This window comes from Flagellimonas sp. (genome assembly GCF_965233845.1).
In the GTDB taxonomy this organism is placed as follows: domain Bacteria; phylum Bacteroidota; class Bacteroidia; order Flavobacteriales; family Flavobacteriaceae; genus Flagellimonas.
On sequence record NZ_OZ247584.1, the window covers coordinates 3,551,600 to 3,564,016 of the forward strand.

A 12,417-nucleotide genomic window follows, 5' to 3' on the forward strand; every position below is an offset into this window, starting at 1 on the left:
TCCTATCTTTAATCAGAATTCCACCAAAGCATGAACTTCAGCCCCAAAAACAAAGCGTCCAACATCACCCTCTTGATTTCTGCTTTTGTCATTGTAAGTCTCATCCTGTGGAACACCAATAGTTTTTTCAAAAAATTTAAGGAGGAAGAGCGACTCAAAATGGAGATTTGGGCCACTGCCCAATTGGAGCTCATTCAATCTTCGGTAGACCAGGAATTGGGCAATCTTACCTTAAAGGTTATGGGAAACAACACTTCCACCCCTATGATCTTAGTGAATGAGGAAGGGTCTATCAAAACACATAATATTGCTCCCGAAAGGGCATCGGACAGTGCCTACATCCAACGAAAAATCAGGCAATTTGCCAGTGAAAACGAACCTATCCATATTGTACAGGAAGGGGAGCTTTTGGAGACGCTATACTATGGAAATTCTGAGGTATTGAACAAGCTCAAGTATTATCCCTTGGCTCTTTTACTGATTATTTTCCTGTTTGGAGCGGTCATTTTCTTCTTCTTTAAGACGAACAAGGCCTCGGAACAGAACAAATTGTGGGCAGGAATGGCCAAGGAAACAGCCCATCAGATCGGAACCCCACTTACCTCGCTTTTGGGGTGGAACGAACTATTGAAATCCGAGGATATCAATCCCGACATTACCAAGGAAATTGAAAAGGACATTATCCGTTTGCAAACCATTACGGAGCGGTTTTCCAAAATTGGGTCTACCCCGGAGTTAAAAGAGCACGATATTGTATCAGAGACTGAAAAAGCTTATCAATATCTTAAACGAAGAAGCTCCAAGTTGGTTCATTTTGATTTTACTTCCGATATTGAAAAACTTCCCGTGATGTTGAACCCTCCGCTCTACAATTGGAGCATTGAGAATTTGGTGAAAAACGGAATAGATGCCATGAAGGGTAAAGGGAGTATCAGTATTCAAATTGAACAGAAGGGTCAACACGTACACGTTTTGGTCTCGGACACCGGACATGGAATTCCAAAAAGCGATTTCCAGAATATTTTTAACCCGGGCGTAACTTCCAAACAAAGAGGCTGGGGCCTAGGGCTTTCTTTGGTAAAAAGAATTGTGGAAGAATACCACAAAGGAAAAATTAAAGTACTTTCGTCAAATAAAGAAGGAACAATCATGCAAATTTCCCTCAAAGCAAATGTTTAGATGCCATGGCAAAAGAAAAACAAATTGCGATAAAGGAAGCAGAAATTACCAACAACTGCCCCGAATGTTTTAACCAGCAGCTTAAGCTTACCTTCTATCAGAAGCATACGTTCAATCCATTTTTTCATAGAACCACGGATGTGGTTACCCACGAAATAAAATGTAAGAAATGTTACTCCATTATCTATCCCGTAAACTGGACAGAGGATATTGAGCGGGTGTTTGACTATTACAATAAACTGGTTCAACCGGACCGACCCCAAGTACGATTCACCACCCTATTCTATATACTTCTTATTTTGATCTTGGCCTTAGTAGTCGGTGGATTCTATTTGAGAATGGAGGGACTTATTTAAGGGCTCCGCTAATTTGTTCGGCTACTTTTTCAAACTCTTCAGGTGTCAACGATTCCTTATATTGGAAGGTTGCATTTTTCATGCTTTGCAATGGAATTAGATGTACATGTACATGGGGCACTTCCAACCCAATAACGCTCATGCCCACCCTTTCACAGGGAACCACTGCCTCAATGGCCTGGCCCACCTTTCTGGAAAAAGCCATGAGTTTTAGGTAGGTTTCCTCATCCAAATCCAACAATCTATCCACTTCTTTTTTTGGCACGCACAAGGTATGGCCCTTGGCATTGGGGTTGATATCCAAAAACGCAAAATTGTCTGCGTCCTCGGTAATTTTATAGCAGGGAATCTCCCCATTGATGATTTTGGTGAAAATACTGGGCATTAGGTTTGGTTTTGTTTGGTTTGAAATAAAAAATCCCGTCAAAGGACGGGATTAAAATTATGCAATTAAATGTGTTTTATTCTCGGGTGATTTCCAAAATATCAAACTTTAACGTTCCATTGGGTACCTGGATTTCGGCCACCTCCCCAACAGATTTCCCCAACAATCCTTTCCCTATGGGCGAGGTCACTGAAATCTTACCTGATTTCAAATCGGCCTCACTTTCAGCAACCAAGGTATATTTCATCTCCATTCCATTGGTCTGATTCTTAAGTTTTACCGTGGACAAAACCAAAACCTTGGAGGTATCCAATTGGGATTCATCTATCAAGCGGGCGTTGGACAAGGTTTCTTCCATTTTGGAAATTTTCATCTCCAAAAGTCCTTGAGCTTCCTTGGCCGCGTCATACTCCGCGTTTTCAGATAAATCTCCTTTATCCCTGGCCTCAGCAATAGCCTGTGATGCCTTGGGGCGCTCCACATCTTTAAGGTGGTTTAGTTCTTCCCTAAGTTTTTTTAATCCTTCAGCTGTATAGTAAGATATTTTACTCATATCGTCATTTTTTAATGCAAAAGAACATTGAGGAAAATGTGTTTATTTTCCCAATGCGCTTCTTTGGTACAAATACAAAAAATCCTCAACTGGAACTATGTCAAGCATAGTTTTTGCGAGGATTTAACGCAAATATAGGCAATTTTTGACCAATTTTGTCGCTGTAATACCATGAAATCCACGCTATGAAGTACATCTGGGGCTGTCTTTTGTTATTTTTCCTAATCTCCTGTGAATCTGATTCCACCAACCGAAATCCTTATTTGCAAGAGGTCAATTTTAGGTTTGACTTAAACCTAAATCTACCTTTATACAATGACCTGAATAATATTGGCAATCCTGTTTATGTGGGAAATAACGGAGTGGGGACACGGGGAGCTTTTGTAATGCGCACAGGACTGGACACTTTTTTTGCTTTTGAAGCCAGCTGTCCCAACCACACACCCAATAGTTGCTCCACTATGACCATCGACGGTCAGAATGTGACCTGCTCCTGCGAAGATTTCACCTATAGCCTATTCACAGGTCAGCAATTGAACAGACCTGATGACGGCACCCGCTATTATGACCTTTTGTTCTATAGGGCCACCCAAAGTGGAAACGTTGTGACCATATCCAACTAGTCCCCCAAGATTTTCTCCATGACCCAGCTGGTATGAAGCCCAGAACTTCCTTGGGATGGGTGTTGCCCCAACCCCATAAGGTGATCCTGTATGTTTTGGACGTGGTATTGTTGTACGTGCTCTGGGTTGGATATTTCCAAAGTTGTCTTTTCAGATCCGTATTCCAGCATCAATGGGGCCTCATCCAACACAGCAAAGGTGATTTTTCCTTTGGAACCAAAAATTTCAACCTTGTCTTCGCGATGATGTGAGGCAAAGTTCCAAACCCCGGTCCCTGTAACTCCATTTTCATGAATCCAACTGCCTGCTATACTGTCATGGGCGCTATACAATCCCTGCTGATTAGTCGCAAAGCCTTGTACACTTTGAACGTTCCCCAAAAGATGCACAAATAAATCCAAGCCGTGGCTTGCCAGGTCATCAAAATAACCTCCCGGGGCTACTAGCTTATCCGTTCTCCAATTATAGGTTCCCTTTAAGTCCACTTCTGATGGAGGCTTGGTCTTTTGCCAATGAATATGTCTTACCTCCCCAATCTTTTCTTCATCCAACCATTGCTTTATCTGATTGAACCTAGGCAGCGATCTTCGGTAATAGGCTATAAAAAGAGGCAAACCCTTTTCCTCAAATGCCGTATAAATGGCCAGACTGTCCGCATAGGTAGGTGCCATAGGCTTTTCAATACAACAAGGTTTCCCCGCCTTGGCGACCAAAAGGGCGTATTCTTTATGCGAATCCGGAGGGGTTGCAATATACACCGCATCCACCTCTGGACTATCTATCACTTCTAGGGCATTGGTAGTATAATTCGGGACATGGTGTCTGCGGGCATAGTCCTCCACTTTTTCGGCATTCCTACGCATGACCATGACCACTTCAAAATCTTTGGCCATTTGATAAGCTGGAACACTTTTTTTCTCGGCCACACCACCGCAGCCAATCACACCCCATCGAATAGGGGTTTTATTGAAAAATGAAAGGGATTCTGTCATAGGCATAAATGTACAGAATCCCTTGTTTATTTTAGCTTGAGTTCGACATGGGATTATCCTCATTGAACGGACAAGCCATGGTTCCTGATCTGTGTCAGGTCGAGCCTGCCTTTGTCGGCAGACAGGCGCAGTCGAGACCTACTTGGAGAATTGGTATTAAAGACTTCTCGACTGCGCTCCAAGTGACAAGTCCCTCTATATTTCAGAAATATGACATTGGAAAACAATCACTTCTTAGGTTGAATACACGTTATTTAGTTTAGCAACCACTAGAAATTCACCGTGGCCCCCAACAAAAAGTTGATTCCTGCCTGTGGGTAAAAACCGGCCCCTTCTATGGTTGTAATGGTTCCAGGGTTGGAAAAGTCGTCATCGTAGGTAAAGAAATACCCGTTGGAAACAATATCCGCATCAAAAATATTGTTCACCAATCCTGAAAGCACTATGCTCTTCACAAAGGAATTGGTCTCAATCACGTACTGGACGTTCAAATCCGTTTGGGTATAGCTGTCCAACACTGATGCTTCCGAATCGATGTTCCCCATATATTGCTTCCCTACAAATTTGCTCAGCAAGGATAGCTGAAGCTCCTCCGATGGCATAAAGGCAAGGATGTTACCTGCTACCAGATTGGGAGAATAGGCAATTTTGGTGTTCCCCAAATCTTGTAGCACCCCATCTCTTTGGAAAACAAAATCCACATTTCTATTATCGCTCAAAGTAATGTTTGGTCTAAGGGCCCATTGATCGCCCAACGCTATGTTGGCATCCAATTCCAATCCCAAACGGTAGCTGTCACCAACATTGGCCCTTAAAGGTGCCCCTACATCGTTTAATTCGCCGGTAAGGACCAATTGATCTTTATAACGCATATAGTATGCATTGGCATTCAACTGAAAGTTGGGCGAAACATAGCGCCACCCCAATTCAAAATCGTTGAGCTTTTCCGGTTTTGGACTTCCGTTTTCATAATCGTTCCGGTTGGGTTCCCGATTTGCCCTGGCATACGACAGGTAAAAGTTGTGGTTTGGGTTTAAATCGAAGGTAATCCCAGCTTTTGGGTTGAAAAAGTTGAAGGTATCATCCACCAAACCAGTATCTTCTCCATTGGCTTCATATCCTACTCCTCGGTACTGGACATCTCCAAACACAGACCATTGGGAATCCAGCTTATAATTGGCCTTTACGTAGGTATTAGCATCCGTTTTGGTAGAGTTGTCATCGTAATAGCGATCCCTGATGCTGCTGTTCCCGGCAAACCTGGCCCAAATGACCTCACCAAAATGATCTCCCTTATAAACATTATATCCTCCGCCAATGATAAGATTCAGATTTTCTTTCTGATGATTTAGCGATACAACGGTACCATAAAAATCATTGTCCAACCATCTTCTTCGGATCAAATCGGTGGAGTTTACCGTTTCTCCATCAACGGTAATGGGTTCAAAACCATAGGTGTCAAAGTCATCATCTTCCCTGAACTGCTCAAAGTAGCCTCTGCCACGTGTATAGTGGAAACCAATATTGGCATTCCAATTGGAGTTCAATCTCTCGTTCCAATGCAATTGAAAATGGTCCTGTTTGTAATTGTCTTCTTCTCGATCATAAAATTGGGTCACCCCATTCTCATCGGTGAACATTCCTGCTGGATTGAAAGTTCGGTTCGAGTTAAGTGTAGCCTCATCTATACCAAACCAAGCTTGGTAGGTGACCTCGTGTCCTCCAAACAGCAAGGCCTTGATCAATGTATTATCATCCTTGTATGCTCCTTGAAGAAAGTACGAATCGAGCTCAGAACTTGCCCTATCTATATACCCATCCGAAGTAATCCTGGACAAACGCCCGGAAAGTTCTATGTGGTCATTGATAAGTCCTGTACTAAATTTGACATTGTTGCGCAGGGTGTTGAAACTTCCAATGGACGAAGAGATTCTACCATAGGCTTCTTTCGAAAATGCATCCGTAAGAATGTTTAAACTGGCACCAAAGGCACCAGACCCATTGGTTGACGTACCCACACCGCGCTGCAATTGTAAACTTTCCGTAGAAGAGGCAAAATCGGGCATATTCACCCAAAAGGTGCCATGCGATTCGGCATCGTTGTAGGGCACTCCGTTAATGGTTACGTTTACCCGAGTGGCATCACTTCCCCTAACGCGGATTCCCGTGTATCCCACCCCGGCTCCAGCATCTGAAGTGGTTACCACGGCGGGGAGGTAGTTCATTAAAATGGGAATGTCCTGTCCCAAGTTTCGTGGCGCAAGCTCTTCCTGATCCAAATTGGAAAACGTAATGGGAAACTCCTTGGTGACCCTAACGGCCTGTACCAATACCTCATCGAGGACGATTTTTTTCCCTTCCAGGGAATCTGTTGGGTTTTGTTGTGCACTTGCGGAAAGTGCCAGCCCAGAAAGGGACAAAGTTGAAAATAGTGTTTTAGCGCAGCGCCTTAGGTGTTTTTTTGGCTGTCGCTTTGAACAAAATGGTTTCATCCGTAAAAAAATTTACGAATAAAAGGGGCCATTATTCTGATTAAAAATTGATTTGTGTTTCTAAGGAAACATAGAAATTCCAAGATGCGCTTGGCGCAATCCCTTGGCAGCATTACCCGCCCAGGTTCATTGGGTATAATCTCAGCCTTTTAAAAAAGCACCCCTTTGAGATGGCGCAAATGTAGTGCGCCCAATTTATTTTTCACAACAATTCGTGAACGAAATAACATTTCTTGCTGCAAGTCTTTCAATTTCAACAAAAAGAAAAGGCTGCCGAAGCAGCCTTAGCATTGCCAACGTATCATCACCCCATACTACAAAGAGAATTGATCGCTGGCGTTATGGACAACGCATGGTTAGTGTTTGCATAGCATTATCCTTTTTCTTTGGTTTTTTTTGCCCGGTGTTCCCTTCTCAAATAAGGTACCACCAAAATGATGGCTATGAGAAATGACAGAATGCTCAATGTCAGAATTATGGTAAATAGCATTTTCAGTGTTTCTGATATATGGGACACCTATTTTTCAAATAGGTCACAAAAAAAGGTCGTACTACGTACGACCTTCTAACCAAATCAACCAACCAAAAAACTAAGCGTCCAAGCTTAGTGGTACTTTATATTTTCCACAGAGCAGCTTGCTCCCTTTATACCCTTGTACCTATTAGGACACTATTTTTTTTGATAGGTCACATCGGGTCACAAAAAAAGCCCCAAAAAGGGGCTTTAACTTATTAATTCAGAAGGGATTATACTTGATGCGTTGGCTTTAAAAGGTCATTCACCGTTTTTACGGGATTAAAGGTCACTAGAGGCACCTCAACGAAAAGCGTATTCCAAAACGCCATGGCACCATTCCAAAGACCCGGAAGTTCCAGGGCTTTGAGGGCTTTCCCTTCTTTGGTCTTTTCTGTAATAAAACCCTGTTTTTCATCCACAAATTCAAGTAGATTGAACTTTTCTCCCTTATAATTGCGGACTCCACACACTAAATCAACCGGATTAAAGTGGGTTGAATTCTTCAAAATGGAAGCTTGTTCGGTATTGGCCATATCTATTTGGGCCGATTCTATGATTTGAAGTGATACGTTGCCCTGGTCATCTTTAATCCAAAACGGACCTCCACCCGGCTCTCCTTCGTTTTTGACCATTCCGCATACCCGTATAGGCCTGTTAATTTTATTTTTAAGCGTTTCCAATTGTCCTTGGGAATCCAAACCATTGTAGCTTTTTTCAAAACGAACGTTGAGCTCTTTCTCCAAAAAGGACTTTATTTCCTTCCTTTCTGCATCGGAAACACTTTCCTCATCAAGTTGTTTGGCATATCCAAAAGCCTTATCCTGTACCCTTTTCAAAACTCCAGCCAGCATCTTCTTGCTATTGGAGACAGCTTCCAGATTTTGATCAATGACCACGTTGTCAATATTCTTTATAAAGATGATATCGGCATCTTGATCGTTTAAATTCTCAATCAATGCCCCATGGCCCCCAGGCCTAAATAAAATGGAGCCATCGCTGTTTTTGAACGGCTTGTTCTCCATATCTACGGCAATGGTGTCAGTAGAGGGTTTTTGATTGGAATACGAAACATTGAATTCCGTATTGGTGTTTTTGGAGACCCTTGGTCCTGCCGAGGCATGTTCCGCTTTGAACATAGCATCATGCTGCTCAGAAATGGTAAAGTGCAAATTAGCTTTACCAGCTGTTTTGGCATACAAGGCAGCTTCTTTTAAGTGTTCGTCAAAAGGAGTTGCACCAACTTCCCCATATTGGTGAAAAGGAAGCAATCCCTTGGGATAAAATCCATAGTTTAAGCCATCCGCTACCAACATTTCCTTGACAAACAGATAGGCTTCCTCGTCTTTGGACGCAGCTTCACCTTGGATTCTGTCCATAATCAAACCATAAAAAGGTAAGGCTTCCATTCCTTGAATGAACTTTTTCATGGCGTCATCCCCTGTGCTATCCAGATAGGACTCCAAGGATTCTTTGGATGGATCAAAGGCATCCAAAAAATTAAAGGTGGCTTTGAACATTCTGGACGCGGCCCCGGAAGCAGGCACAAATTTTAAGAGCTCAAGGTCTCCTCTTGTACCTTCAAAATAGGCTATATTCTCAGCTTGCTCCTCCTCACTAAATTGCAATATCCCATCCGAAACAACGGCAGCTTTTATCAGGTTCACAAAAGGGATTCCTGCCTTAAACGTGGCGATTTGGTTATTGACTTTTTCTTGGGAAACGCCTTTTCTTTGAAGCTGTTCCAGGTCTTTTTGGCTTAGGTTGATCATGCTTTTTGGAGAAGTTTATCAATGTGTTGGACTGCGGCTTTTAGCCTTGTTTTCTTATCTCCTTTCAAGATAACGAAATTCCGATTATATTTTTTCAAGGTATCGTGGAAATATGCAAACATTCGCTCCCTTTCCTTGGGTTTATCCCGTAAATCGTCTGCTTCCCAAGGTGTGTCAATATAGGTTAGAAAATACAGGTCATACGTGTTTTCCAAGGCATACTTTTCCAGAACAGGGTCACAGTATCCCAAATAATAGGCTTCGGAATATACCTTGGTCTCCAATAAGTCCGTATCGCAAATAAGGACATCAGATGCCTTTTTGGTCAACTCGTTCTCCAGTCTGATCTGTCCTTCCGCAATGGGCAATAAATCCTTGGGTTCGCACGTTTTGCGCTCGTTGTTCCATTTGTTCTGAAGATACTCACGGGCATATTCTGGAACCCATACGGTATTGTACTGCCTTGCGAGCTGCTGGGAAAGTGTAGTCTTGCCAGTGGACTCAGGTCCAAAAAGCACTACTTTAACAAGGTCTGAGGGCTCTTGCCCAAGTTTTTCTTCCATGCCTTATAGCCATAGATGGCAATTATGGTTAGCAAAAAATAGAGCAGGGAACTAAAAATTAGTCCCTTATACCAATACAAGGGTACAGTAATAACATCACCTATAATCCAATATACCCAGTTCTCCAGTTTTTTCTTGGCCATTAACCACATCCCAACAAAGAAAATGGCTGTTGTTACGGTATCAACATAGGCTGTCCATACGTTGAACTTGTCTGCTACCGAATAAACAATGGAGACAAATATCAAGGTTCCCACGAACAACAGAATGGACCATTTTTTCTCATTTTTAGTAGTCTTGGTAATGGGAACGAAATGGGTTTCATCTACTTTTCTGGTCCACAGGTACCATCCTACTATACTCATGATAAAATAGTAGGTATTGATGAGCATATCGCCCAGCAAACCATAAAAAAGTAAAATATACGCTGCAATTCCAGTTCCAACAATTCCAGTAGGATAGACCAGGATATTTTCCCTTTTAGAATACCAAACACTGAGCAATGCAAAGACCACACTAATCAGTTCCAATACAACGATATGCGTTGGAACGCCTTGGTATTGCGAAAAAATCCAATCAAAAATGTGGCTCATACCCGCTTCGGTCAGATTTTACCAGCTTCATGGTCATCACCACATGCTCCAATTGTTCAAAGCTTTGTTTTATTTCGGATTGAAGCAAGTCCATTACTTGATCATATTCCCCATATACTTGAGTGCTCAACGGATTTTCAAGAACCTGAAGGCCAGATGCCCTTAGCTTTTTGATAAAGGATATTATCGGAGGTTCAAAATTGTCCTGAAGGGGAGTCAAGGTGAGTTCAACGGAGATCTTCATGGGTACTGCTGAATTTTAAGCAGCAAAGCTAGTAAAAAGACCCTATCAGTTACCCATCATTTTGTGTGCAAATACACAAGTGAAACCTTCAAACTCCAAAAACTCGATTCCATAGTGGGATTTTTTACCCTTGTAAGCAATTTTAGCCACCGTGCGTTTATCATCAAAGGAAAAATCCATCACATCTATATGCCTAAGAAAGCTAAGCCCCTGTTCCGCATAAATCTTATACAGGGATTCCTTGGCGCCCCAAACAATGGTCAGTTTTCTTATAATGGCCTCGGTGTTGGCCAAAGTACGGTATTCTTCCAGCGGCGTAAATTTATGGGCTATCCTAAGAATCTTTTCCCGTTGCATTTCAATATCGATTCCTACCTCGTCAGTTTTGCTCAGGATAATGCCTGTAAAATTACGGGAATGGGTAATGGAAATATGGTTTCCATCATGTAAGTGAGGCTTTCCAAAATCGTCGTAGAACATGTCGTGGTCCACATATCCCGCTTCTGCCATTAAGTGCCTGATACTCCAAAAAGCCCTGCGATGAAGCTCTGACTTCATCCCTTCTATCCTTTTTTGGCAATGCGGTGTAAGTTCTATGCCTTTGGAAAGTTCATCTTCCGGTTCGGTGACCTTCCAAACATATACCGATGTTGTTGGCGAAATAGGTATGGTTTTGTATAATGGCACGACTATTAGTTAGGTGATTTCGTATCTTTGCTGACTGTTAGAGCTAAGCTACATAAAGTTAATTAAAATAAAAGATGAGCACAAAGACAATTCCCTATGTACCATTTAAGGTAAAAGACATTTCCCTTGCGGATTGGGGGCGAAAAGAAATTGAACTTGCAGAGGCGGAAATGCCCGGTCTTATGGCATTGCGGGAAGAATACAAGGATGAGCAACCATTAAAAGGTGCCCGCATAGCGGGATGCCTGCACATGACCATCCAAACTGCTGTTTTGATAGAAACCTTGGTTGAATTGGGTGCCGATGTGACCTGGAGCTCCTGTAATATTTTCTCGACCCAAGATCATGCAGCTGCTGCCATTGCTGCTGCTGGAATCCCGGTATATGCCTGGAAGGGCATGACCGAAGAAGAGTTTGACTGGTGTATAGAACAAACCTTGTTTTTTGGTGAGGACAGACAGCCCTTGAACATGATTTTGGATGATGGTGGGGATTTGACCAATATGGTTTTAGATCAATACCCAGAATTGGCTTCTGGCGTAAAGGGTCTTTCTGAAGAAACCACTACAGGAGTGCATCGCTTGTACGAACGGGTCAAGAACGGAACCCTTCCCATGCCTGCCATTAACGTGAACGATTCTGTAACCAAGTCAAAATTTGATAATAAATATGGCTGTCGTGAGAGTGCTGTGGATGCCATCAGAAGAGCCACGGATACCATGTTGGCGGGGAAACGTGTTGTTGTTGCCGGTTATGGTGATGTAGGTAAGGGAACTGCGGCGTCTTTTAGAGGTGCCGGGGCCATTGTTACCGTTACGGAAATTGACCCCATCTGCGCCCTACAAGCTTGTATGGACGGATACGAGGTGAAGAAATTGGAAACTGTTGTAGGTAACGCCGATGTTGTGATTACCACCACAGGAAACAAGGACATCATCCGTGAAGAGCATTTCCGTGCGTTGAAGGATAAGGCCATTGTGTGTAATATTGGACACTTTGACAACGAGATTGATATGGCCTGGTTGAATGGTGCCTATGGCAATACCAAAGATGAAATAAAGCCCCAAGTGGATAAATATACCATTGATGGTAAGGACGTGATTGTTTTGGCCGAGGGAAGATTGGTCAACTTGGGATGTGCAACTGGACATCCAAGTTTTGTGATGAGCAATTCGTTTACCAACCAGACCTTGGCTCAAATTGAGTTGTGGAAACATAGCGACAAATATGACAATGAGGTATATATGTTGCCCAAACACTTGGATGAAAAAGTGGCCAAGCTGCACCTTTCAAGATTGGGAGCGGAGCTTACCCAACTTAGGGAAGATCAAGCCGAGTACATCGGCGTTACGGTACAAGGTCCCTATAAACCAGATTATTATAGATACTAGATCTTTTTTAAGGTATAGTTAAAAAATAAAAGGCCCCAACAGATGTTGGGGCCTTTTTTATCTTATTAACTGT

13 protein-coding genes are annotated in these 12,417 nt (G+C 42.7%); 4 read left to right on the plus strand and 9 right to left on the minus strand.

The genetic code is table 11. The features are described 5' to 3' along the window. The first annotated feature begins 30 nt into the window (after positions 1-30). Positions 31-1,179 carry a sensor histidine kinase gene (locus ACO6S0_RS15795; RefSeq protein ID WP_422349278.1) on the plus strand — a complete coding sequence of 383 codons (1,149 nt, stop codon included), beginning with the start codon at positions 31-33 and terminating at the stop codon, positions 1,177-1,179. 5 nt (positions 1,180-1,184) lie between these two features. Further along, positions 1,185-1,535 (plus strand): hypothetical protein, encoded by a 351-nt coding sequence (locus ACO6S0_RS15800; protein ID WP_422349279.1) that lies wholly within the window; start codon positions 1,185-1,187, stop codon positions 1,533-1,535. Here ACO6S0_RS15800 and ACO6S0_RS15805 read toward each other — a convergent pair. Beyond that, positions 1,528-1,920, minus strand: coding sequence for an HIT family protein (locus ACO6S0_RS15805; RefSeq protein ID WP_422349280.1), 393 nt, complete (start codon positions 1,918-1,920; stop codon positions 1,528-1,530). The two genes, ACO6S0_RS15800 and ACO6S0_RS15805, sit on opposite strands and share 8 nt — an antisense overlap. A 76-nt stretch (positions 1,921-1,996) precedes the next feature. Then, the gene (gene greA, locus ACO6S0_RS15810) at positions 1,997-2,473 is read right to left on the minus strand and encodes a transcription elongation factor GreA (protein WP_422349281.1); all 477 of its coding nucleotides are present in this window, start codon (positions 2,471-2,473) and stop codon (positions 1,997-1,999) included. Between the two features lie 185 nt (positions 2,474-2,658). Here greA and ACO6S0_RS15815 point away from each other — a divergent pair, with 185 nt between their 5' ends. After that, the gene (locus tag ACO6S0_RS15815) at positions 2,659-3,096 is read left to right on the plus strand and encodes a Rieske (2Fe-2S) protein (RefSeq protein ID WP_422349282.1); all 438 of its coding nucleotides are present in this window, start codon (positions 2,659-2,661) and stop codon (positions 3,094-3,096) included. Here the strand turns inward: ACO6S0_RS15815 and ACO6S0_RS15820 are convergent. From ACO6S0_RS15820 to ACO6S0_RS15850, 7 genes are all read right to left on the minus strand, one after another. Then, complete coding sequence (locus ACO6S0_RS15820) at positions 3,093-4,088, minus strand: Gfo/Idh/MocA family protein (protein ID WP_422349283.1); 996 nt, start codon at positions 4,086-4,088, stop codon at positions 3,093-3,095. The genes ACO6S0_RS15815 and ACO6S0_RS15820 overlap by 4 nt on opposite strands. 269 nt (positions 4,089-4,357) lie before the next feature. Next, a complete protein-coding gene (locus ACO6S0_RS15825; RefSeq protein ID WP_422349284.1) occupies positions 4,358-6,580 on the minus strand; it encodes a TonB-dependent receptor in 2,223 nt (740 codons plus the stop codon). A gap of 747 nt (positions 6,581-7,327) precedes the next feature. Further along, on the minus strand, positions 7,328-8,866 hold the full coding sequence (locus tag ACO6S0_RS15830; protein WP_422349285.1) for a DUF4301 family protein: 1,539 nt from the start codon (positions 8,864-8,866) through the stop codon (positions 7,328-7,330). Beyond that, entirely contained in the window at positions 8,863-9,429 is a 567-nt protein-coding gene (locus tag ACO6S0_RS15835; RefSeq protein WP_422349286.1) for an AAA family ATPase, read from the minus strand. The genes ACO6S0_RS15830 and ACO6S0_RS15835 overlap by 4 nt, the downstream gene beginning before the upstream one ends. Further along, positions 9,384-10,022, minus strand: coding sequence for a nicotinamide riboside transporter PnuC (gene pnuC, locus ACO6S0_RS15840; RefSeq protein ID WP_422349287.1), 639 nt, complete (start codon positions 10,020-10,022; stop codon positions 9,384-9,386). Before pnuC ends, ACO6S0_RS15835 begins: the two co-directional genes overlap by 46 nt. Continuing rightward, positions 10,006-10,266: a YkoF family thiamine/hydroxymethylpyrimidine-binding protein gene (locus tag ACO6S0_RS15845; protein WP_422349288.1), complete on the minus strand. Its 261-nt coding sequence runs from the start codon at positions 10,264-10,266 to the stop codon at positions 10,006-10,008. Before ACO6S0_RS15845 ends, pnuC begins: the two co-directional genes overlap by 17 nt. 45 nt (positions 10,267-10,311) lie before the next feature. Beyond that, positions 10,312-10,953 (minus strand): 4'-phosphopantetheinyl transferase superfamily protein, encoded by a 642-nt coding sequence (locus ACO6S0_RS15850; RefSeq protein WP_422349289.1) that lies wholly within the window; start codon positions 10,951-10,953, stop codon positions 10,312-10,314. Between the two features lie 74 nt (positions 10,954-11,027). On the opposite strand from ACO6S0_RS15850, the gene ahcY reads away from it, so the two are divergent. Further along, positions 11,028-12,344 (plus strand): adenosylhomocysteinase, encoded by a 1,317-nt coding sequence (ahcY, locus tag ACO6S0_RS15855; RefSeq protein WP_422349290.1) that lies wholly within the window; start codon positions 11,028-11,030, stop codon positions 12,342-12,344. Positions 12,345-12,417: the final 73 nt, after the last annotated feature.

Coding starts and splice junctions, on each gene's coding strand:
- ACO6S0_RS15795 (WP_422349278.1), top strand. CDS start 31: ATGAACTTCAGCCCCAAAAACAAAGCGTCCAACATCACCCTCTTGATT.
- ACO6S0_RS15800 (WP_422349279.1), top strand. CDS start 1,185: ATGGCAAAAGAAAAACAAATTGCGATAAAGGAAGCAGAAATTACCAAC.
- ACO6S0_RS15805 (WP_422349280.1), bottom strand. CDS start 1,920: ATGCCCAGTATTTTCACCAAAATCATCAATGGGGAGATTCCCTGCTAT.
- greA (WP_422349281.1), bottom strand. CDS start 2,473: ATGAGTAAAATATCTTACTATACAGCTGAAGGATTAAAAAAACTTAGG.
- ACO6S0_RS15815 (WP_422349282.1), top strand. CDS start 2,659: ATGAAGTACATCTGGGGCTGTCTTTTGTTATTTTTCCTAATCTCCTGT.
- ACO6S0_RS15820 (WP_422349283.1), bottom strand. CDS start 4,088: ATGACAGAATCCCTTTCATTTTTCAATAAAACCCCTATTCGATGGGGT.
- ACO6S0_RS15825 (WP_422349284.1), bottom strand. CDS start 6,580: ATGAAACCATTTTGTTCAAAGCGACAGCCAAAAAAACACCTAAGGCGC.
- ACO6S0_RS15830 (WP_422349285.1), bottom strand. CDS start 8,866: ATGATCAACCTAAGCCAAAAAGACCTGGAACAGCTTCAAAGAAAAGGC.
- ACO6S0_RS15835 (WP_422349286.1), bottom strand. CDS start 9,429: ATGGAAGAAAAACTTGGGCAAGAGCCCTCAGACCTTGTTAAAGTAGTG.
- pnuC (WP_422349287.1), bottom strand. CDS start 10,022: ATGAGCCACATTTTTGATTGGATTTTTTCGCAATACCAAGGCGTTCCA.
- ACO6S0_RS15845 (WP_422349288.1), bottom strand. CDS start 10,266: ATGAAGATCTCCGTTGAACTCACCTTGACTCCCCTTCAGGACAATTTT.
- ahcY (WP_422349290.1), top strand. CDS start 11,028: ATGAGCACAAAGACAATTCCCTATGTACCATTTAAGGTAAAAGACATT.